Genomic DNA, 19,392 nt, shown 5'->3' on the forward strand with positions numbered 1-19,392 from the left:
GGGAAAAACAGCGACTGTTTCAGGCCATCTTGTCCGTATGGCGGTGGGGGTGAGCGGGCTCCTCACGGAGAGTCGCCGGTGCCGGCCGAGGGCAGCGCGGCCGACAGCCCCCGAATGATCTCAGCCGTTCGCCGCACCTCCTCCTCGCCGCCCAGGCTCTCGCACAGCTGCCGCGCCAGTTCGGCCAGGCAGGAGTCGATCTCCCGCTTCGCGGCCGCGCCCCGCTCGGTGGCGGCGAGCAGTTTCGCCCGCCGGTGCGCCGGATTGTCCAGGTAGACCGCCAGCCCCTGCCGAACGAGCAGGTCGGCTATGCGCTGGACGCTCTGCCGGGTGGTCCCCACCCGCCGGGCCGCCTCGGAGACCGACAGGGACTCGTCCGTCACCGCGCTCAGGACCTGCCAGCGCGCCGCGCTCAGGCCGAACGACAGCGCCATCCGGTCGACGGCCGCGGTGAACCGGCCGTTCAGCCGGAAGACGGCCACGGCGGCCCGGCTGAACGCCTCGGCCTCCCCGGACTCCGCTGTACGCGTCAACGCCGGTCCCCTTCCGTACGCCCTCCGGGTCGCTGCACGATAACAGCGCGTGGTCACGCGGACGAGAGGCGTGCGGCCTCGGAGCGCAGGTGCCGGGCCGGACTGGTCCGTTGGCAGACCCATGGCAGACAGAACTCTCCGGTAGCTGCGCCAATGGCCCTGGTCGACGGGGTCGAGTTGAGCCAGTGGGCCCCCAGGTGCTTATCTGTGTCGTATCCATGTACTTACGGCGCCGCGCAGCGCCGGACGGCAACGAGGCCGGTCCCGGAGCGCGGCGCCTTCGCCGTGCCCGTCCGCCGCCCACCACCCCCGGGCGGCGCCGGCCCGGCGTGCACCACTGCAGGGGGGCGGCACACCGCTGTGAAGAGGATGTTCGTAGCTCCGGATCCGGGGCGTCTGAGGCTCAGGACCTCGGCCCGCGCGGTGATCGGCGTCGGCACCGCCGTCGCCCTCGCCGAACTGTGCGGTCTCTCCCTGACCGCCTCCATCACCGGCGGACTCGCGGCCCTGCTCGCGCTCTTCACCGTCACCGACGCGACCGTGCGCCGCCAGGCCGTCACCACCGCCTTGCTGCCCGCCGCCGGATTTCCGGTCCTGGCCCTGGCCACCGCCCTGCACGGGGCGACCCCGCTCCGGGACGCCGCCTTCGTCCTCGTCGTCTTCTGCGGGGTCTACGCCCGCCGCTGGGGCCCGCGCGGACACGCGCTCGGGATCTTCGCGTTCATGAACTTCTTCATCACGCAGTTCCTGCACGCACTACCCGCCCAGCTCCCCGAGCTGTACGCTGCCGTCGCCCTGGCCCTGGCCGCGTCCGCCGCCGTGCGGTTCCTGCTCTGGCCCATCGAGCGGCGCACCCCGCCTCCCGCCGCCCCCGCGCCACTGCCCGGCCGCGGCCTGGCCCGGCACACCACCCGCCAGGCCTTCCAGGCGACCGCCGCCTGCGCCGTCGCCCTCACCGTCGGCCAGGTGCTCTCCGAGGACCGCTGGTACTGGGCCGTCGGCACCGCGTGGTGGATCTTCGTCAACACCGCCTCCCGCGGCGAGACGCTGGTCCGCGGCTTCCGCCGGGTGCTGGGCACCGTCGTCGGCGTGGCCGCCGGCGTACTGATCGCCATCCCCCTCGACGGCGCGCCCCTGCCCACCGCCCTCCTCGTCGCCGCCTGCGTCTTCGGGATCTTCTACACCGCCGCCGTCTCCTACAGCTGGATGATCCTGGCGGTCACCCTCATGGCCGGGCTGCTCTACGGCCTCCTCGGCGTGCTGGACCCCGGCCTGCTCGTGCTGCGCCTGGAGGAGACGGCCGTGGGCGCCGCGTGCGCCGCGCTGGCCGTCGTCCTCGTCCTGCCGGTCACCACCCACGCCACGAACGACGCCTGGATCCAGCGCGCCCTGCACTGCGTGCACGCGGCCACCGCTCAGGCCACCGCCCGCCTCGCCGGCTCCCCGACGGCCGATCCCGCCCCGCACGCCGCGGAACTGGAGACCCTGCTGGCCCGGGTCCGGATGGCGCTCGCGCCGCTGGTCCACCCGCTCAGCCCGTTCCGCGCGCGCAAGGCCCGCGCCGGCCAGGTCATCGCCCTGCTGGACGACTGCGCCCGCGAGGTGCGCGGCCTGGTCGCCGTGGCCGCCGACCCGGACGCCGGCCACGACGCCCGCCTCGCCGCGGCCTGCTGGCGCGTCGAGGCGGCGGTACAGGCGCTGACCGCGGGCGAGCGGGAGCTCGAAGGACCCGCGGCGGCCGGCACCACCGACTCGCCCGCCGCAACCGCCGAGCCCGCGCTCGCCCACCTCCAGGGCCTGGAGCGGGCCCTCACCGAACTGGCCGCCCCGCTGGGCAGCGACCCGAAGGCGCCCTACGCCATCAGCGCCTGAGCAGCCCTCCCCAGGCCGCCGCCCGCCCCGCGGGCGGCCGGCCGGGGCTGTGCACCACCCCCAGGGCCTGGGTGGCCCGGGTCAGCGCCACGTACAGGTCGCTCGGCTCGAACTCCGCCGGCTCCACCACGATCACCGTGTCGAACTCCAGCCCCTTGGCCTGCCGCGGATCCAGCAGGACGACCTCCTGGGCCAGATCGGGCTCCGCGCCCTCCCGTACCCCCGGCAGCACGGCCGCCAGCGCCGCGTGCCGCTCCCGCGGCGCGATCACCGCGAGCCGCCCCTCGGCCGGCCGGTCCCGCTCCACGGCCTGCGCGACCGCCCCGGCGAGATCCCCGGCCTCCCGCGCCCACGGCCGCACCCCGGTGGACCGTACCGAACGCGGCGGCTCGAATCCGGGATCGCGTTCACGCAGCACGGCCGCCGCCACCTCCATGATCTCGGCCGGAGTGCGGTAGTTGACCCCCAGCCGGACCAGCTCCCAGCGCCCGCCGACGTACGGCGCCAGGATCCGCTCCCAGGACCCGCAGCCCGCCTCGTCGCCGGTCTGCGCCGGATCCCCGACCAGCGTCATCGAACGGGTCGGGCAGCGCCGCATCAGCAGCCGCCACGCCATCTCCGACAGCTCCTGCGCCTCGTCCACGATGACGTGCCCGAAGGCCCAGGCGCGGTCGGCCGCGGCACGCTCGGCGGTGCTGCGGTGGTCGGCCTCCTCGTGGCGCTCCGCCATCCGCTCGGCGTCGATGATGTCGTGCGCCGCGAGGTACTCGCTCTCCTCGTCCTCGAACTCGTACGACTGCGAACCCGCGGACACGTCCAGCACCCCCTGCGCGTACGCGATCCGCCGCTTCCGCTGCCGCTCCTCGGCGGCGCGCAGCGCGCTGTCGTCCTCGCCGAGCAGCTCGGCAGCCTCGTCCAGGAGCGGTACGTCCGCCGGCGTCCAGTCGGGCCGGGCCGAGGGCGTGCGCCGGATCAGCCGGGCCTCGTCCGCGGGCAGGTGCGTGGGGTCCGCCAGGAAGTCGGCGACCAGCCGCTGCGGGGTGAGGGAGGGCCACAGCGAGTCGATGGCCGCGTGCACGGCGCGGCTCGCCGCGATCTCCTTGCCGAGCTGGGCCACGTCGTCCGGGCCCAGCAGGTTCGGACCGCCGTACGGGTCGGCGCCCAGCCGGTCGGCGAGCTGCGCGGTGAGCGCGTCGATGATCCGGAAGGCGAAGACAGGACGCGCCTGGTTGTGCGGCAGCCCGGTGGCCCGGGCCCGGTCCCGCGCCTCGTGGGCCATCGTGCGGTCCAGCAGCAGGGTCCCGTAGTCGTCGTGGTCGATCTCCAGCGTAGGCGGAACGAATCCGCGACGGGCTCAGGCCCTTCTTGCGCAGGCTGGCTATCCATTCAGCCACCGTGATCGGCCGAACCGATTTGAGGGGATACGCCCCGAGCTGCGGCTTGATCCACAGGCGGATCAGTCCCTCGTACAGCGCCCGTGTCTTCGGCTTGAGTTCCGCACTTGCCGACGCGTACCAGCGGTCGGCCCAGTCGGAGTGAGCTTGTTCCGCTTTGGGTTTGGTGTGGTGGTCAGGCTGCGCGTGTGGTCTCGTACTCGGCGGGGCTGAGGTAGCCGAGGCTGCTGTGCAGTCGGTGCAAGTTGTGCCAGCCTTCGATGCAATCGAAGATCGCGGTGCGAGCGGCGGCCCGGCTGGGCCAGGCGGAGGTGCCGAGCAGTTCGCGTTTGATGGTCGAGAAGAACGACTCTGCGAGCGCGTTGTTCCAGCACTGGCCGGTGCGGCCGACCGACAGCCGAACCCGAACCTCGTTTCCACGGAAGCAAATTGCTGACGGGTGTACTGGCACCCGCGATCCGAATGGAAGATCACGGGATGGGTGGGGCGACGCTGTCGGCAGGCGGCTGTCAGTGCGTCGGCCACCAGCTCGGTTCGCAGGTGATCGGCGGTCGCCCAGCCGACCACGCGCCGGGAGGCGATGTCGGACCGCGGCCAGATAGAGCCAGCCCTCGTCGGTTGGGATATACGTGATGTTGCCGCACCAGCGGGCGTCGAGCCCGTCGCGGTCGGGCTGGAAGTCCCGGACGATGAGGTCGGGGCGGAAGGCCGCCCCGGGATCGGGGACCGTGGTCACATGCCGTCGTCCGCGGTGTCGGCCCTGCAGACCGGCGGCCTGCATCAGTCGTGCGACACAACGGCGGCCGCACCCGGCGCCCTCGCGCTTGAGCACGGCATGCACGCGCGGGGCCCTGTGGGTTCCGCGCGATCTCGCATGGACCTCGGTGATCTGCTCGGTCAGTTCGGCATCCCGCACCGCACGGGGGCCGGGCAGGCCGGAGCGACGGGCATAGAAGGCGGTCCTGGAGACCTTCATCAGCTCACACGCCCGTTTGACGCTGTGACCTGCCTGCTTCTCCGCCTCGGTGAACGGGTGCACCGTCACCGGGTCTCCTTCGCGAAGAAAGCCGTGGCCCGCTTGAGGATGTCCACATCCTCGCGCAGCCGGCGGTTCTCCCGCCGCAACGCGGCCAGTTCCTCGCGCTCACTGCTGGTCAGCCCGTTGCGCACTCCCGACATTCCGATGAGGACTGGCAGACAGCTCTTCCCGTCTCCACCACCGCGAGGTGTCAGAGGTGACGGCGGCCGGTGTCCGGCCGCCGTCGAGCTCTCGCGAGGGTGCGGTTGCGAGTCAGCCCAGGCAGCCAGGCACCGCGGTGGGGCTGCCGGTGCAGTTGGTCGGGTGGTTGTTGTGGACGGAGCTGAGGAGGAGTGCGACGCCTCCGCTGTCGTTGTAGATACCGCCGGGAGCGTTCGTGGCGGTGTTGTCAGCGACACGGCTCTGGACGAGAGTGGTCGTGGCTCCGGCCCCGCCGAAGTTGGCGACTCCACCCCCGACACCCGTCGGCCCGGGAGCCTCGTTGTGTCGGATGTCGCTTTGCAGGATCTTGAGCGTCGCGTCGTTGGCCACTCCGCCACCCTTCTCCAGCGCCGTGTTCTGGGTGATGGAACTCTGGGCGATGGTCATATCGCCGTCGTTGGCCAGACCGCCGCCGTTATGGATCGCGGTGTTGCCTGAGATGCTGCTCTGCGCGACGCGGGTGGTGGAACCGGTGTTGCCGCCGATTCCACCGGAGAAGTCGGCGCGATTGTTGCGGATGACGGATTGCACGACGTTGAGGGTTCCGTCGTTGCGGATGCCGCCGCCGAAGTCTCCTGTCGCGTCACCGTTGCTGATGGTGGTGTGAGCCAAGCTCAGTTTTCCTGAGGCGTCCACCTTGAGGATACGGAAGGCGGGGGCCGATCCTGCGCGGGTGATGGTGGCGCCGTTGCCCAGGATGTTGATCGTGTTCTGGACGGGCGGCAGGGGGCTGGGCAGGGCGTAGATGCAGCCCGGTGCCAGGATGAGCGTGCCACCTGAGGTGTTTGCCGTGGTGATGGCGCTCGCCAGTGCGGCGGGGGAGCACGGGACCAAAGTCTGTGCGGCTGCCGGTGTGATGGCGAGGCCGGTGGCCACGAGCGTTGCGCCGGCCACGGTGGCGAGTGTGCAGATTGCCGTTCGGTTGTGCTTCATTGCTGCTCCTAGGATAGGTGGAAACGGAGAGTTCACGGGCTTTCGCGGTGCGCCCGGGAACGGTTGCGGTTCGATTCGGCGCCTTGTGCCGCCTTGTCGAATTGCGGTCATGGCATGGGTCGGCGTCCGGCCAGATTTCGCCGGAGCGGGCTATGAGGGCCGGTAGCGCCAGTCGAATGAATTGACCTTCAGGTGGGCCGGGTTGGCGTCACATTTCAGGTTCTCTTGCGCCTCTTGACCGGAGCGCTGTCCGACTGTTGAGGGCCGGCGGCCCGGCAGCGCCAGGAGCCATGCTCGTCGGCGCGGGCTCGGAAGTGCCGTTGGGCCTGTCAGACGGTGATGACGGCGCCGTGGGCGGTGGCGGGCTGGTGGCTGGCGTTCCCCGCGTAGGTGGCGGTGTATCCCCCGTTGAGGATGATCAGCGGCAACGCCAGGGTGGCGGGACAGACCGCTACGCCTTGGGCGTCGGTGACCGAGGTGCAGAGGGTGGTGCTGCCGGTGGTGAAGGTGACGGGCTGTCCGGCGAGGGGCTGTCCGGTGTCGAGGTCGGTCAGCGTCGCGGTCAGAATCCCGGCGTAGGGGTGGGGCGGGAAGATCTGCACGATCGCGGGGGTGGCGGTCAGTCGGGTGCGGTCACCGGTGTAGGTGAACGGGATGCTGGCGCTGCCTCCGGGGGTGGTGACGGTGACGGCGACGGTTCCGGCCGCGTGCGGGGGCAGGGTCGCGGTGATCTGGTTGTCGGAGATGACGGTGAAAGGCACCGGGGTGCCGTTGACGGTGACGCTGGTCGCGCCGCTCAGGCCCGTGCCGCTGATCGCGACCTGGGTGCTGGCGCCGGCCGGGCCGCTGGTGGGGAAGATCGCGGTGACGGTCGGAGCCTGCGTGACGTAGGTGTAGTTGGTGGCGCTGATGGCCGTTCCACCGGGGGTGGTGACGGTGACCGGGCCGCTCGCGGGGGCGTGTGGCGCGGTGATGGCGACGATGGTCGTGTCGTTCAGCACCTGGAAGCTGGCGGCGGGAGCCCCGGCGAGGCTGACCGCAGTGGTGCCGGTGAACCCGGTGCCGGTGATGGTGACTTGGGTGCCGCCCGCGGTGCTGCCGGAGGCGGGGGTGAAGCCGCTGATCGTCGGGGCCGGGGTGACATAGGTGTAGGTCACCGGTCCGGTGGCGGTGCCTCCGGGAGTGGTGACGGACACCAGGCCGGTACCGGGTGCGTGCGGCGCGGTGATCGCGGAGATGTGGGTGTCGTCGACCACCTGGAAGCTGGTGACCGGGGTTCCGGCGATGCTCACGGCGGTCGCGCCGGTGGAGTTGGTGCCGGTGATGGTGACCAGGGTGCCGCCGGAGGTGGTGCCCGAGGCCGGGCTGATGCTGGTGATCACTGGCGCGGGGACGACGAAGGTGAAACTGCCGCCCGTTCCGGTGCCCAGGGGCACGGTCACGCTCGCCTGGACGGTTCCGGCGGCGTGTGCCGGTGTGATCGCCGTGATGGTGTTGTCGTCGACCACGACGAAACCGGCGACGGGGGTGGAGTTGAGCGTGACGGCGGTCGCGCCGGTGAAGCCGCTGCCGCTGATCGTGATCGGTTCCCCGCCGAGCGTCGAGCCGGATGCCGGGGTGATGCTGGTGACGATCGGTCGGATCTGCAGGACGCTGACGTTGTTGCTTCCGTTGTTGGTGACGTAGAGGAAGTTGCCGTCCGGCGTCACCGCGTCCCGGGAGGGCTGGGTGCCCACGGTCAGGGTGGTGAGGATCGTATTGGTACCGGTGTCGATCACGCTGACGTTGTTCGTGCCGAAGTTCACCACGAACACCCGGGTGCCGTCAGGGCTCACCGCCACACCGGCCGGGGTCCCGAAGCCGCTGATGGTGGTGACGACGCTCGGGGGGCCGGTGGTGGTGTCGATGACACTGACGGTGCTGGAGCCGTTGTTCGCCACGTAGGCGAAGTTGCCGTCAGGGGTGAACGCCACGCCGATCGGGGTGCTGCCGACGGCGACGGTGGCCGTCACCAGGTTCGTGCCGGTGTCGATGACGCTGACCGTGCCGCTGCCGGAGTTGGTGACGTAGACGGTCAGGCCGTCGGGGCTCACTGCCACGCCGTTCGGCAGGCTGCCGACGGTGATGGTGGCCGTCGACAGGTTTGTGCTGGTGTCGATGACGCTGACCGTGCCGCTGCCGTGATTCGCGACGTAGGCGAATGCACCGTCCGGGGTGATGTCGATCTCGAACGGGTTGGCACCGACGGTGATCGGAAGACCGGTGATCGTGTTTGTGCTGGTGTCGATGACGCTGACGGTGTTGCCGCTGCCGTTGGTGACATAGGCGAAGTTGCCGTTCGGGGTGATCGCCACATCGATCGGTCCGTTCAGGCCCGTGACGGTGGCGGTCACCAGGTTCGTGGCGGTGTCGATGACGCTGACCGTGGAGTCACCGTTGTTCGCCACGTAGGCGAAGCTGCCGTTCGGCGTGATCGCCACACCGATCGGCCCGGTCCCGACGGGTACCAGCGCATTGGCGAGCAGCATCGCCACGGCCGGCGCCGTCATCGCTGCAAGTCCGCCTTCAAACGTAAGCGTTGCGCCGGGCAGGACGCCCCCCTGCGACAGCATGGCGGCGACAGCTGCCGCCGACATCTCTCGCCCCGTGGGGCTCATCGACGTCGCCTTCACCCCGGCCATGTGCAGCGGGAGCGATTGCGCGGTGGTCCACGTGCCTATCGTATCCATGACAGCCTCCTTCGATTCAGGGGCCGTCAACCACCCACCTGGGGGGTGGTGAAGTCTCCTCAGCGGGGGTGCTCACACTGCAGCCATACCGAGGTCACATGTTCTTCCTCGGCACGGCCGTCCACCCCCGGTGAGGGATGGGCGGCCCGCCGGAATTCACTCACAGCAGTAAGGCACCGCCGGCAAACCGCGTCTACGCAGCCGACTGAATTCGACCCGTATGGCCGAGCGCGCGGAGTCATCGCTGGGACGGTGTCCTGCATGGTTAGGAGAGCACCTCGGCCGTCGTCGACGTCCTCGGAGCCCGGCCCGTACCCGGGCCCTGCTCCGCTGGACATCGGCGGTAGACCGTGGGCCAGAGCCGGGCCGGAAAACATTAGTCCCTGGAGAGGGAGTCGATCTGCTGGATCAGCATGCCGTAAGCCTGCGCTGAGGTGTCCTCTGCTTCTACGGGAATGACGAGACCGGATGAGCCTGGCTTCTCGTCGTCGCGCTGGCGGCCGTAGTTGAGGGCCGCGTCCATGGCGAGTCCAAGGCTGGGCGGTGAGTCCACGACGATGACGTCGACGTGCTCTTCAAGCGGGGCGAGCGCCCGCTCGAGGGTGGCCTCGCGTGGACCGCGGAACATAGTGAGCCCTGAGTCGAGGAGGAATGCGCGAACGCGGCGGGCAGGATCCGCAGGCGTCCGCCGAACCGGTCACCGCTTATGACAACAGTCAGGTCGAGAAGCGGCTGCTTGGCTTGCTCCCGCCTCGGGGACGGTGTCGTACTCCTCGCCGGTGTCCGCCGGCACGTGTTCCGGCAACCGCTGCCGGTCGGCCACGACCCGGGCGAGGACCCGCGCCATGGAGGCGCGGCCCTTGACCGCGGCGGCCCCGGGGCGCTCGGCGGCGGTGGCGTGGACCCCGGGGAACAGCTCGCCGGGCGTGGACAGCAGCACGCCCGTCTCGCCGAGCGCCGGGAGCACCCCGCCGATGTAGCCCAGGAAGGCCGGACCCGGTCCCACGATCAGCACCCCGCGCTTGGCGAGCAGCTCGCGGTGGGCGTACAGCAGGTACGCGGCACGGTGCAGCGCGACCGCGGTCTTGCCGGTGCCGGGCCCGCCCTCGACGACCAGCACCCCGCGGTGCGTGGAGCGGATGACCCGGTCCTGCTCGGCCTGGATGGTCCGCACGATGTCGTGCATGCGGCCGGTCCGGGCGGCGTCCAGCGCGGCCAGCAGCACCGCGTCCGCGTCGGCCCCCTCGTGGCCCGTGCGCTCCGCGTCGGCCAGGTCGAGGATCTCGTCGTGCAGGGCGGTGACCACCCGGCCCCGGCTGCTGATGTGCCGGCGGCGGCGCAGCCCCATGGGGGTGTGGCCGGTGGCGAGGTAGAAGGGGCGGGCGACCTCGGCCCGCCAGTCCAGGACCAGCGGGGTGCGGTCGGTGTCGTCGGCGCGGATCCCGATGCGGCCGATGTGGTGGTCGCCGCCGTCGGAGAACTCCAGACGCCCGAAACAGAGGCCGTTCTCACCGGCATTCAGGGCGGACAGCAGACCGGACTGCTCGGCCACCAGGACATCGCGCTCCAGGCGCGCCTGAAAGCCGGTTCCGACGTCCCGCAACGCCCCTTCGACCGCTTGTTCGGCCTGGTCGCGCAGGTCGTCGAGGCGCCGATAGAGATCGGTGATGAATTGCTGCTCTTTCCGGAATTCCTCGGTTGACAATTCCACTCCAGCCGCGATAAAGTGTCCTCGTGAGCTTTTCGCGCCTTCGTTCAAGAGGAAGTCGCGAATCATTCAATATACGCCTTCTCCTCCCTCGGCAGCGAATTCGGCCGGGGGATTTTTTTGCGTACGGTGGATCTCATGACCACCCCACACGGCCCGGCCGGCGAAATCGTCTACCGCGTCGCCCGCCCCGAGGACGCGGGCGCCATCGAGGCCCTGGACAGCTCCTTCACCACCCCCACCGTCTTCGAGGTGACCGCCTCCGGCGACGGCTGGGGCTTCCTGCTCCGCGAGGTCCCCGTGGACCCCCCCGTGCACAAGGTGTTCCCGCCCGAGGAGCACGACGAGCAGGGGTTCGCCGGCGCCCGCGGCCCCGACGTGGACGCGGACGCGCGCACCTTCGTGGCCCTCGACGGCGGCGAGCTGTGCGGGTTCGCCGCCGTCGGCTACGCCGCGTGGAACCGGCGACTGACCATCGAGGACATCGAGGTCGCGCCCGGCCACCGGCGCCGCGGGGTCGGCAGCGCCCTGATGGAGCGCGCCGCCGCGTTCGCCCGCGAACGGGGCGCGGAACACCTCTGGTTGGAGGTCAGCTCGGTCAACGCCCCCGCCGTGCACGCCTACCGGCGCATGGGGTTCACCTTCTGCGGCCTCGACACCGCCCTCTACGCCGGCACGCCCGCCGCGGGCGAGCAGGCGCTGTTCATGAGCCGCCCCTGCCGCTGACCCTCGGGCACCCCCGCGCGCACGTGCAGCCGTGCGCGGAGCGCCCGGCACTCCGTCAGTTCTCCGAACGCGCCGGATCGTACGCCTGCACGCCCCCTGTCCGCAGCCCGATCCATGAGGATCACCCGGAGGAGTGTTCTAGGAGTTCGTGCCGCACGCCGCTGACCTGCGGCAGGTACAACGGGTAATTGTTTACTGCACATTCATGCGGCACGTACAGGGTGGATCTGGTCGGACAGGGGGTAACCCGCCGGAATGGAAATTCTTCAACAGCGCTCCACCACCGAGCAGGTGTGGCAGGCGGCCGAGGAGTTCATCCGACTCTTCCACAGGGAGAACGCCGACGCGGGTGATCCGAGCGCCCGGCTCGCCGCCGTGCGGGCGGAGCTCGCGGACACCGGCACCTACGTGCACACGCCCGCTGAGCTGGTCCACGGAGCGCGCGTGGCCTGGCGCAACAGCAACCGCTGCATAGGCAGGCTCTACTGGAACTCGCTGCGGGTCCGCGACCGCCGCGGGCTCACCGACGCCGACGCGATCGCCGCCGAGTGCTTCGACCACCTGCGCGAGGCGACGAACGGCGGCCGCGTCAGACCCACCATCACGGTCTTCGCCCCCGACACCCCGGACCGGGCGGGGCCGGTGATCTGGAGCGAGCAGCTCGTCAGGTACGCGGGCTACGGCGACCACCCCTCCATAACCGTCGGCGACGCCCGCAACGCCCCGCTGACCGAGGCCCTGCTCCAGCTCGGCTGGTCCGGCGGCGCCGGCACCCCCTTCGACCTCCTCCCCCTGGTGGTCCAGGGAGTCGACGACAAACCACGCTGGTTCGACACCCCCGCGGACGCCGTCCTGGAGGTGCCCATCGACCACCCCGACGGCGACGGCTGGTCCGACTGGGGCCTGCGCTGGCACGCCGTACCCGCCATCTCCAACATGTGCCTGGAGATCGGCGGCATCCACTACCCGGCCGCCCCCTTCAACGGCTGGTACATGGGTACCGAGATAGGCGCGCGCAACCTCGCCGACACCGACCGCTACAACCTCCTGCCGGCCGTCGCCCGCCGTCTGGGCCTGGACACCTCCAGTGACCGCTCCCTGTGGAAGGACCGCGCCCTCGTCGAGCTCAACCGGGCGGTCCTGCACTCCTTCGACCGCGCCGGGGTCACCATCGCCGACCACCACAGCGAATCCCGGCGCTTCCTCTCCCACCTGGAACGGGAGGAGCGCAAGGGGCGCGAGGTGGGCGCGGACTGGTCCTGGATCGTGCCGCCGATCTCCGGTTCCGCCACCCCCGTCTTCCACCGCACCTACGAGGACCGGCCCAGCAGTACGGCCTACGTCCACCACCCCGGCGCACAGGACCGGGCCCAGGGACGAGATTTGGTCTAGACCTTCTGTTACCGTCTGCTCCGGACGGATCCGACGGCGGTGAGAGGGGTTCCTGTGGGCGGCGCTGACAGCACGGACCGGAGCGGCGAACACCGGGCCTACATCGGCTCCTTCACCTCGGGGGGCGGCCGCGGTGTGACCATCGCGGCCGTGGATCCGACGACCGGGGCGCTGACCCCGCTCTCGGTCGCCACCGCCGAGGATCCGTCGTACCTCGCCCTCGACCGGGACACCGGCGTCCTCTACGCGGTGAGCGAGACCGAGCGGGGCGAGGTCACGGCCTTCCGGCCCACCGCCGGGGGCCTCGCCCCGCTGGGCGCCCCCGTGCGCGTCGGCGGCTCCGGACCCACCCACGTCAGCGTCGTAGGACGACGCCTGTTCACCGCCAACTACGCCTCGGGCAGCGTCAGCAGCCTCGTGCTGGCCGCCGACGGCAGCCCGGACGGCCCGGCCCGCGTCCTCCCGCACCGGGGCTCCGGCCCCGACATCGCACGGCAGGCGGGGCCGCACGCCCACCAGGTGCTGCCCGCCCCGACCGGCCGCTGGGTCCTCAGCGTGGACCTCGGCACCGACTCGGTCCGCGTCTGCGTGCCGGACGCGGTCACGGGCGGGCTACGGGTGCACGCCGAGACGCCGCTGCGCGCCGGGACCGGGCCGCGCCACCTGGTCTTCCACCCGGAGGGCGAGACCGTCTACGTCCTGCACGAGCTGGAGCCGCAGGTGACCGTCTGCCGGTGGAACGGCGTCTCGGGGCACCTGGAACCGGTCCGCGAGGTTCCGCTCGCCTCCTCGGGGGCGTCAGGTGCCGTACGGGCGTATCCGTCGGCGGTCGTGGCCTCGCCCGACGGGCGGTTCCTCTGGGCGGCCGTCCGCGGGGCCGACGTGATCGTCACACTGTCGCTCGCCGACGGGTCCCTCAAACCGCGGCTGGCCGGCACGGTGGACTGCGGCGGCGCGTGGCCCCGGGACCTCGCCGTGGACGCCGCGGGGAGCCGCCTCTACGTGGCCAACGAGCACTCGGGCGACGTCACCTGCTTCGACGTGGAGCCGCTGACCGGCCGGCCGCATCGGGCGGGCTCGCTGCCCGTACCCGCGGCCACCTGCGTGGTCCTGGGAGTGTCCGCCACCTGAACCAGCGCCCTGCGGCCCGGGTCCGGACGGCGCGAAGCCCCCGCCCCCGGGGAAACCGGGGCTGCGGGGGCCTTCGCGTCGTGTCGGGCGGCGGATCAGTGCGCAGGGGAGCCCTGGGGGATGCCCAGAGCCGCCGTGTACTGCGCGACGGCCAGCTTGCCGAGCGCCGGGTAGGCGCCGAGCACCTCGGCGGTGGCGCAGTCCGCCTCCTTGCAGGCGGTGTCCAGCAACCCGTCCGCGGCCTCCGGGCCGATCAGGTACGGGGCGAGCGCGAGCTGCGTGGAGCCCTCGCGGCGCAGCTGCTCGGCGACCGCGGCCACCGAGCCCTCCTGGTCCAGCGCGGCGGCCTGGACGGGCACGGCGAGCCGGGCGGCGAGCAGCATGCCCGTGATCCCGGCGGCCTGTACGGCCTCCTCGCCACCGGTGGTGGCCAGGACGATGCCGTCGGCGGCGGTGGTCACGGTGAAGAGGCGGGCGCGGTCGGCGCGGGCCAGGCCGGCCTCGGAGAGGCGTACGTGCAGGCCCTCGGCCAGCAGCGGGTGCGGGCCGAGGACGTCGGCCAGTTCGGCGGCGGCGGAGGAGTCCATCAGCGCCTGGCGCATCCGGCGCAGCAGGTCGCTGTCCGGTCCGGCCAGCAGCGGGACGACCACGGCGTCCGGGCCGGTCTGCTCGGGCACCTCGTGGCCGGCGGCGCGCGCGAACTCCGCACGCGCGGTCCGGTCGGCCGCGACGGCGCTCAACACGCCGGACAGGGACGGGAACTCGGAGGCGTCGTCACCTTCGAGGAATCCGATGCGGGCGTCGAGGCCCGGCAGCTCGGAGCGGCCGATGCTGATGATCTCTTCCGCCAGCCCCCGCGAGGCGGCCGAAGGCACACCGGGCACGGCGAGCACCAGCGCGGGCGCGCCCTCGGGCGCCGCCGCGGGCTCGGGCCGGCGGTGCCGTCCGGTCGGGCGGGGTCGCGGCATTCGTACGGGCAGGCCATTTGCGGGGCCAGTGGGGGAGCTCATGGCGCCGCATGCTACTGGCTTATCGGAACAAGGTGTTCGGGCAGGGCCTTCCCGCGCCGTATCTGTCCGTATTTATCCGCTGAATTGCAGATACGATCAACTGACGGACGGCAAGCGCCAGTCCACAGGCTGTGAACCCTGGCCCACCAGCAGCTCGTTCGTCCTGCTGAACGGCCGCGACCCGAAGAAGCCGTAATCCGCCGACTTGGGGGAGGGGTGCGAGGACTCCACCACCGGCAGGTCGCCGAGGAGCGGCCGCAGGTTGCGGGCCGCCCGGCCCCACAGGATGGAGACCAGCGGCTTGCCCCGCGCGGCCAGGGCCCGGATCGCCTGGTCGGTGACCGCCTCCCAGCCCTTGCCCTGGTGCGCGTTCGACCGGCGGGGCGCCGTCGTGAGTGAACGGTTGAGCAGCAGCACGCCCTGCCGGGTCCACGGGGTGAGGTCGCCGTTCGCGGGCCGGCCGGTCCCTATGTCCCGGTGCATCTCCAGGAAGATGTTGTCCAGGCTCGGCGGCACCGGCCGAACGTCGGGAGCCACCGAGAAGGACAGGCCCACCGCGTGCCCCGGCGTCGGATACGGGTCCTGGCCGACGATGAGGACCTTGACCTCGTCGAAGGGCTGCTGGAAGGCGCGCAGCACGTTGGCCCCGGCGGGGACGTACGTCCTCCCCGCCGCGATCTCGGCTCGCAGGAAGTCGCCCATCGCGGCGATCTGCGTCGCCACCGGCTCCAGAGCGCGGGCCCAGCCCGGCTCGACGATCTCGTTCAACGGTCGTGCTGCCACGGTGGATCACTCTACTGGCCGATCGTCGCCGCCCGCACGCACAGGACGTCCGGCAGGTGTTCTGCGAGCAACTGCCAGCTGTCGCCGTCGTCGTGGCTGGCGTACAGCTCGCCGTTGCGGTTGCCGAAGTAAATGCCCGCCGGGTCCGCGTCGTCCGTGCAGAGCGCGTCCCGGAGCACCGTGCCGTAGTGGTCGGAGTCCGGCAGCCCGCGTGTCAGCGGCTCCCAGGTGGCGCCCGCGTCCTCGGTACGGAAGACCCGGCACCGGTGCTCGGCGGGGACCCGGTCCGAGTCGGCGTTGAGCGGGAAGACGTAGGCGGTGTCCGGCCGGTGCGGATGGGCCGCCACCGCGAAGCCGAAGTCGGAGGGCAGCCCGCCGCCGATGTCCAGCCAGCGGGCCCCCGCGTCGTCGCTGCGGTAGACGCCCCAGTGGTTCTGCAGGTACAGCCGGTCCGTGTCGCGGGCGTCCTGGGCGATCTTGTGCACGCACTGGCCGAACTCGGGGTTCGGATCCGGCAGGAACACCGCCGAGACCCCCCGGTTGGACGGCTCCCAGCTGGCCCCGCCGTCCCTGGTCCGGAACACCCCGGCGGTGGAGACGGCCACGGTCACCGAGTCCGGGTCGCGGGGGTCAGTGATCACCGTGTGCAGGCCCTCGCCGCCGCCGCCCGGGACCCACTTGCCGCGGCTCGGATGCTCCCACAGGGGGCGGACCAGCTCGAAGGACTCGCCCCGGTCCGTCGAACGGAACAGTGCGGCCGGCTCCGTCCCCGCGTACACCACGTCGGGGGCCTCGGCCCCGGCCGGCTGGAGCTGCCAGACCCGCTCCAGCGAGGCGCCGGTGTCCTGGGGGAACTTCACCGCCGCACGGGCCGGTTCCCGCCAGGTCGCCCCCAGGTCGTCGGAGCTGAAGACGGACGGCCCCCAGTGGGTGCTGTCCCCGCCGACCAGCAGCCGCGGGGCCGGCCCCCGCCGGTCGACGGCGACCGCGTAGACCGCCTGGGCGTTGAAGTGGGGACCGCCGAACTCCCACGGTCCGTCGCCCCGGCGACGGCCGATGAACAGCCCCTTGCGGGTTCCCACGAGCAGCAGTACGTCGGCCATGGCCGGCACCTCCGGACCTCGTCGCCTTCTTCGCGAAGCGTCTTTCCGGCCAGTCTGCACCCGCCCACCGACAGGAGCCCGGTGGGCGCAGCGCAGCTCACATCGGATGATCTATACCGATCATTTACCGCCCGAAAATGATTGCGCCTTGCATAGGGGTGCTCGCGATGGGTTGACTTCAAGCCACTGCTGCAGCCCGTGAGAGGACGTATGTGGCCACCGAGCACCTGTCCCCACTCGATCTCGCCTTCTGGCGGATGGAATCCGCCGACCATCCCATGCACCTGGGCGCCCTCGCCGTCTTCCGCGCCGCCGGACACCCCGGTTCCGGCGACGGGCACGCCGCCGAGCGCGCCGCCGCGCTCCTGGCGGCACGCTGCGCCGCCGTGCCCGGCCTGCGCCGCCGGATCCGGGACGTGCTGCTGCCGCTCGGCGCCGCCGCCTGGTCGCCGGACCCCGGCTTCGACCCGGCGCGGCACGTCTTCCTCGTCCGCACGGACCGCACCCGCGTGCACGAGGCCGCCGGACCGCTGATGGCCCGCCCGCTGGACCGGGAGCTGCCGCCGTGGGAGGCGCACGTGCTGGCCGGGCCGGATCCGGACACCTTCGCCGTGCTCTTCAAGTTCCACCACGCCCTCGCCGACGGCCTGGGCGCACTCGCCCTCGCGGCCGCACTGTTCGACGAGGTCCCCGGGCCGCGGACACCCGTGCGCCCGGTCCCCGTCCCCGGACAGCGGGCTGGCTCCGTCCTGAGCCGGCTCCCCGGAGTCCTGGCCGCCCGCGTCCAGGGCGTCGGCCAAGCCCTGGAGATCGGCGCCGCCATGGCCCGCGGCGGCCTGCCGCTCGGGGTCCCGGCCGCGCTGACGGCAGACCCCGCCGGCGCGGGCACCCGTACCGTCGTCGGCCTCGCCCTCGATCTGGACGAGGTCAACCTGATCCGCAAGGGGGCCGGCGGCACCGTCAACGACGTGCTGATCACCCTGGTCGCGGGCGCCCTGAGGCGCTGGCTGGCGGAACGCGGCGACCCCGAACCCCTGGGGGCCGGGCCGCGGGCCCTGATCCCCGTCTCCCGCCGCCGCGGCCCCCGCGGCTTCGAAGGCGCCGGGAACCGGCTCTCGGGCTACCTGCTCCGGCTGCCGCTGGCCGAGCCCGACGCGCTGCGCCGACTGGACCGCGTACGCGCCGGCATGGACCGCAACAAGGACGCGGGGCCCGCCCGGGGCGCGGGGGCCGTCGCGCTCCTCGCGGACCACGTCCACCCGCTCGGCCACCGGCTCGGCGGCCCCCTCGTCGCCCAGGCGGCCCGGCTGCTCTACGACATCCTCGTCACGAGCGTCCCGCTGCCCGGCCTCACCTTCTCCCTCGGCGGCAGCAGGGTCCACGAGGTCTACCCGCTCGCCCCGCTGGCCCGCGGCCAGTCCCTTGCGGTCGCGGTCTCCACCTACAAGGGGACGGTGTACTACGGGCTGGTCGCCGACGCGGCCGCCGTTGCGGACCTGGCGGCGCTGGCCGGGGCGCTGCGTGCGGAACTCGACGCGCTTGTACGAGAAGTCTCGTAGTACGAGGGGGTTCGTAGTATGGTGATCCTCGTACTTAGCCGCCGATCCCGGCGCGCCCGGTGACCTCTGGAGAGCCCCGATGAGTGCTGCCCCCGCCGTACCTGCCGCTTTCGCTGCCCTGTTCGAGCCCTACGCCCTGCGATCGGTCACCGTCCCCAACCGGGTGTGGATGGCCGCGATGTGCCAGTACAGCGCCGAGGCCTTCGGGCCGAACGCCGGCGTGGCCCACGACTGGCACTTCTCCCACTACGCCGCCCGCGCGGTCGGCGGCACCGGCCTGGTCATCCAGGAGGCCACCGCGGTCTCCCCGGAGGGCCGGATCTCCCCGTACGACCTCGGCATCTGGAACGACACCCAGGTCGAGGCCCTGCGCCGGATCACCGGCTTCCTCAAGGCCCAGGGGACCGTCCCGGGCATCCAGATCGCCCACGCCGGCCGCAAGGCGTCCACCGACCGGACCTGGAAGGGCGGCGCACCCGTCGGCGCCGACGCGCACGGCTGGCAGCCGGTCGCCCCCAGCGCCGTGCCGTTCGCCGAGAGCCACCCGGTGCCGCGCGAGCTGACGGCCGATGAGATCGCGGAGATCACCGGCCAGTTCGCGGCCGCGGCGGAGCGGGCGCTCGCCGCCGGCTACGAGGTCGTCGAGATCCACGGCGCCCACGGCTACCTCATCGGGGAGTTCCTCTCCCCGCACAGCAACAAGCGCACCGACGCCTACGGCGGCTCCTTCGAGAACCGGACCCGCTTCGCCCTGGAGGTCGTGGACGCCGTGCGGGCGGTGTGGCCCGAGGAGCTCCCGCTGTTCTTCCGGATCTCCGCCACCGACTGGCTGGAGGAGGAGGGCTGGACCGCCGACGAGACCGTGCGTCTGGCCCGGCTCCTCCAGGAACACGGCGTGGACCTCCTCGACGTCTCCACCGGCGGCCTCGCCCCCGGCGTGAGTATCCCCCTCGGCCCCGGCTACCAGGTGCCGTTCGCCGCCCGGGTGAAGGCCGAGACGTCCCTTCCCGTGGCCGCAGTCGGCCTGATCACCGAGCCCGGTCAGGCCGAGAAGATCCTGGCCAACGGCGAGGCGGACGCGGTCCTGCTGGGCCGCGAGCTGCTGCGCGACCCGTACTGGGCCCGCCGCGCGGCCGACGAACTGGGCGCGGAGATCCGTACGCCCGAGCAGTACCACCGGTCCTGGTGACGGCGGTGCGGCCGCGGCGCGGGACGCGGCCGCACCCACCGGTACCCGCCGAATTCCCCGGCTCCACGCTTCCTTCGACGGCTCTCGTAC

15 protein-coding genes and 5 pseudogenes are annotated in these 19,392 nt (G+C 72.1%); 6 read left to right on the plus strand and 14 right to left on the minus strand.

Annotation, left to right across the window (positions count from 1 at the left end; all coding sequences use genetic code 11):
* Positions 1-62: 62 nt before the first annotated feature.
* Positions 63-533 (minus strand): MarR family winged helix-turn-helix transcriptional regulator, encoded by a 471-nt coding sequence (locus ACFWFZ_RS00690; protein WP_387114496.1) that lies wholly within the window; start codon positions 531-533, stop codon positions 63-65.
* A 369-nt stretch (positions 534-902) separates the two neighbouring features.
* Between ACFWFZ_RS00690 and ACFWFZ_RS00695 the strand changes: the two genes are divergently transcribed.
* Positions 903-2,405, plus strand: coding sequence for an FUSC family protein (locus tag ACFWFZ_RS00695; RefSeq protein WP_387114499.1), 1,503 nt, complete (start codon positions 903-905; stop codon positions 2,403-2,405).
* Here ACFWFZ_RS00695 and ACFWFZ_RS00700 read toward each other — a convergent pair.
* From ACFWFZ_RS00700 to ACFWFZ_RS00745, 10 genes and pseudogenes are all read right to left on the minus strand, one after another.
* Positions 2,395-3,732, minus strand: a pseudogene (locus ACFWFZ_RS00700) (ATP-binding domain-containing protein); the annotation flags it as partial. The gene ACFWFZ_RS00695 and the pseudogene ACFWFZ_RS00700 overlap by 11 nt on opposite strands.
* A 55-nt stretch (positions 3,733-3,787) precedes the next feature.
* Positions 3,788-4,066 (minus strand): annotated as a pseudogene (locus ACFWFZ_RS00705) (N-terminal phage integrase SAM-like domain-containing protein); the annotation flags it as partial.
* Entirely contained in the window at positions 3,975-4,250 is a 276-nt protein-coding gene (locus ACFWFZ_RS00710) for an integrase core domain-containing protein (RefSeq protein WP_387116229.1), read from the minus strand. The gene ACFWFZ_RS00710 and the pseudogene ACFWFZ_RS00705, both read right to left, overlap by 92 nt.
* Positions 4,250-4,366, minus strand: a pseudogene (locus ACFWFZ_RS00715) (IS3 family transposase); the annotation flags it as partial. The pseudogene ACFWFZ_RS00715 and the gene ACFWFZ_RS00710, both read right to left, overlap by 1 nt.
* A 184-nt stretch (positions 4,367-4,550) precedes the next feature.
* Positions 4,551-4,775: pseudogene (locus ACFWFZ_RS00720) on the minus strand (IS3 family transposase); the annotation flags it as partial.
* A 65-nt stretch (positions 4,776-4,840) separates the two neighbouring features.
* On the minus strand, positions 4,841-4,978 hold the full coding sequence (locus tag ACFWFZ_RS00725) for a hypothetical protein (RefSeq protein WP_387114502.1): 138 nt from the start codon (positions 4,976-4,978) through the stop codon (positions 4,841-4,843).
* A 112-nt stretch (positions 4,979-5,090) separates the two neighbouring features.
* Positions 5,091-5,972: a hypothetical protein gene (locus tag ACFWFZ_RS00730; protein WP_387114504.1), complete on the minus strand. Its 882-nt coding sequence runs from the start codon at positions 5,970-5,972 to the stop codon at positions 5,091-5,093.
* Between the two features lie 329 nt (positions 5,973-6,301).
* The gene (locus tag ACFWFZ_RS00735) at positions 6,302-8,701 is read right to left on the minus strand and encodes an IPT/TIG domain-containing protein (RefSeq protein WP_387114506.1); all 2,400 of its coding nucleotides are present in this window, start codon (positions 8,699-8,701) and stop codon (positions 6,302-6,304) included.
* A 376-nt stretch (positions 8,702-9,077) separates the two neighbouring features.
* Positions 9,078-9,329 carry a ParA family protein gene (locus ACFWFZ_RS00740; RefSeq protein ID WP_387114509.1) on the minus strand — a complete coding sequence of 84 codons (252 nt, stop codon included), beginning with the start codon at positions 9,327-9,329 and terminating at the stop codon, positions 9,078-9,080.
* A 120-nt stretch (positions 9,330-9,449) separates the two neighbouring features.
* Positions 9,450-10,406 (minus strand): annotated as a pseudogene (locus tag ACFWFZ_RS00745) (UvrD-helicase domain-containing protein); the annotation flags it as partial.
* A gap of 141 nt (positions 10,407-10,547) precedes the next feature.
* Here ACFWFZ_RS00745 and ACFWFZ_RS00750 point away from each other — a divergent pair.
* From ACFWFZ_RS00750 to ACFWFZ_RS00760, 3 genes are all read left to right on the plus strand, one after another.
* Positions 10,548-11,135 carry a GNAT family N-acetyltransferase gene (locus ACFWFZ_RS00750; RefSeq protein WP_387114512.1) on the plus strand — a complete coding sequence of 196 codons (588 nt, stop codon included), beginning with the start codon at positions 10,548-10,550 and terminating at the stop codon, positions 11,133-11,135.
* Positions 11,136-11,390: 255 nt separating this feature from the next.
* Complete coding sequence (locus tag ACFWFZ_RS00755; RefSeq protein ID WP_387114515.1) at positions 11,391-12,527, plus strand: nitric oxide synthase oxygenase; 1,137 nt, start codon at positions 11,391-11,393, stop codon at positions 12,525-12,527.
* 54 nt (positions 12,528-12,581) lie between these two features.
* A complete protein-coding gene (locus tag ACFWFZ_RS00760; RefSeq protein WP_387114518.1) occupies positions 12,582-13,658 on the plus strand; it encodes a lactonase family protein in 1,077 nt (358 codons plus the stop codon).
* Between the two features lie 95 nt (positions 13,659-13,753).
* On the opposite strand, the gene ACFWFZ_RS00765 is transcribed toward ACFWFZ_RS00760, so the two are convergent.
* The 3 genes from ACFWFZ_RS00765 to ACFWFZ_RS00775 all read right to left on the minus strand — a co-directional run bounded on the left by ACFWFZ_RS00765 (position 13,754) and on the right by ACFWFZ_RS00775 (position 16,554).
* Entirely contained in the window at positions 13,754-14,668 is a 915-nt protein-coding gene (locus ACFWFZ_RS00765) for a sirohydrochlorin chelatase (RefSeq protein WP_387114521.1), read from the minus strand.
* A 96-nt stretch (positions 14,669-14,764) separates the two neighbouring features.
* On the minus strand, positions 14,765-15,451 hold the full coding sequence (locus ACFWFZ_RS00770; RefSeq protein WP_030657563.1) for a uracil-DNA glycosylase: 687 nt from the start codon (positions 15,449-15,451) through the stop codon (positions 14,765-14,767).
* A gap of 11 nt (positions 15,452-15,462) precedes the next feature.
* Positions 15,463-16,554 (minus strand): WD40/YVTN/BNR-like repeat-containing protein, encoded by a 1,092-nt coding sequence (locus tag ACFWFZ_RS00775; protein ID WP_387114524.1) that lies wholly within the window; start codon positions 16,552-16,554, stop codon positions 15,463-15,465.
* A 212-nt stretch (positions 16,555-16,766) separates the two neighbouring features.
* On the opposite strand from ACFWFZ_RS00775, the gene ACFWFZ_RS00780 reads away from it, so the two are divergent.
* Complete coding sequence (locus ACFWFZ_RS00780) at positions 16,767-18,113, plus strand: wax ester/triacylglycerol synthase family O-acyltransferase (protein ID WP_387114527.1); 1,347 nt, start codon at positions 16,767-16,769, stop codon at positions 18,111-18,113.
* Between the two features lie 79 nt (positions 18,114-18,192).
* Positions 18,193-19,302, plus strand: a complete 1,110-nt coding sequence (locus tag ACFWFZ_RS00785) for an NADH:flavin oxidoreductase/NADH oxidase (RefSeq protein ID WP_387114530.1) — start codon at positions 18,193-18,195, stop codon at positions 19,300-19,302.
* Positions 19,303-19,392: the final 90 nt, after the last annotated feature.

Source organism: Streptomyces sp. NPDC060232, assembly GCF_042726555.1.
In the GTDB taxonomy this organism is placed as follows: domain Bacteria; phylum Actinomycetota; class Actinomycetes; order Streptomycetales; family Streptomycetaceae; genus Streptomyces.

Coding starts and splice junctions, on each gene's coding strand:
- ACFWFZ_RS00725 (WP_387114502.1), bottom strand. CDS start 4,978: ATGTCGGGAGTGCGCAACGGGCTGACCAGCAGTGAGCGCGAGGAACTG.
- ACFWFZ_RS00735 (WP_387114506.1), bottom strand. CDS start 8,701: ATGGATACGATAGGCACGTGGACCACCGCGCAATCGCTCCCGCTGCAC.
- ACFWFZ_RS00740 (WP_387114509.1), bottom strand. CDS start 9,329: ATGTTCCGCGGTCCACGCGAGGCCACCCTCGAGCGGGCGCTCGCCCCG.
- ACFWFZ_RS00785 (WP_387114530.1), top strand. CDS start 18,193: ATGAGTGCTGCCCCCGCCGTACCTGCCGCTTTCGCTGCCCTGTTCGAG.
- ACFWFZ_RS00695 (WP_387114499.1), top strand. CDS start 903: ATGTTCGTAGCTCCGGATCCGGGGCGTCTGAGGCTCAGGACCTCGGCC.
- ACFWFZ_RS00755 (WP_387114515.1), top strand. CDS start 11,391: ATGGAAATTCTTCAACAGCGCTCCACCACCGAGCAGGTGTGGCAGGCG.
- ACFWFZ_RS00765 (WP_387114521.1), bottom strand. CDS start 14,668: ATGAGCTCCCCCACTGGCCCCGCAAATGGCCTGCCCGTACGAATGCCG.
- ACFWFZ_RS00775 (WP_387114524.1), bottom strand. CDS start 16,554: ATGGCCGACGTACTGCTGCTCGTGGGAACCCGCAAGGGGCTGTTCATC.
- ACFWFZ_RS00730 (WP_387114504.1), bottom strand. CDS start 5,972: ATGAAGCACAACCGAACGGCAATCTGCACACTCGCCACCGTGGCCGGC.
- ACFWFZ_RS00750 (WP_387114512.1), top strand. CDS start 10,548: ATGACCACCCCACACGGCCCGGCCGGCGAAATCGTCTACCGCGTCGCC.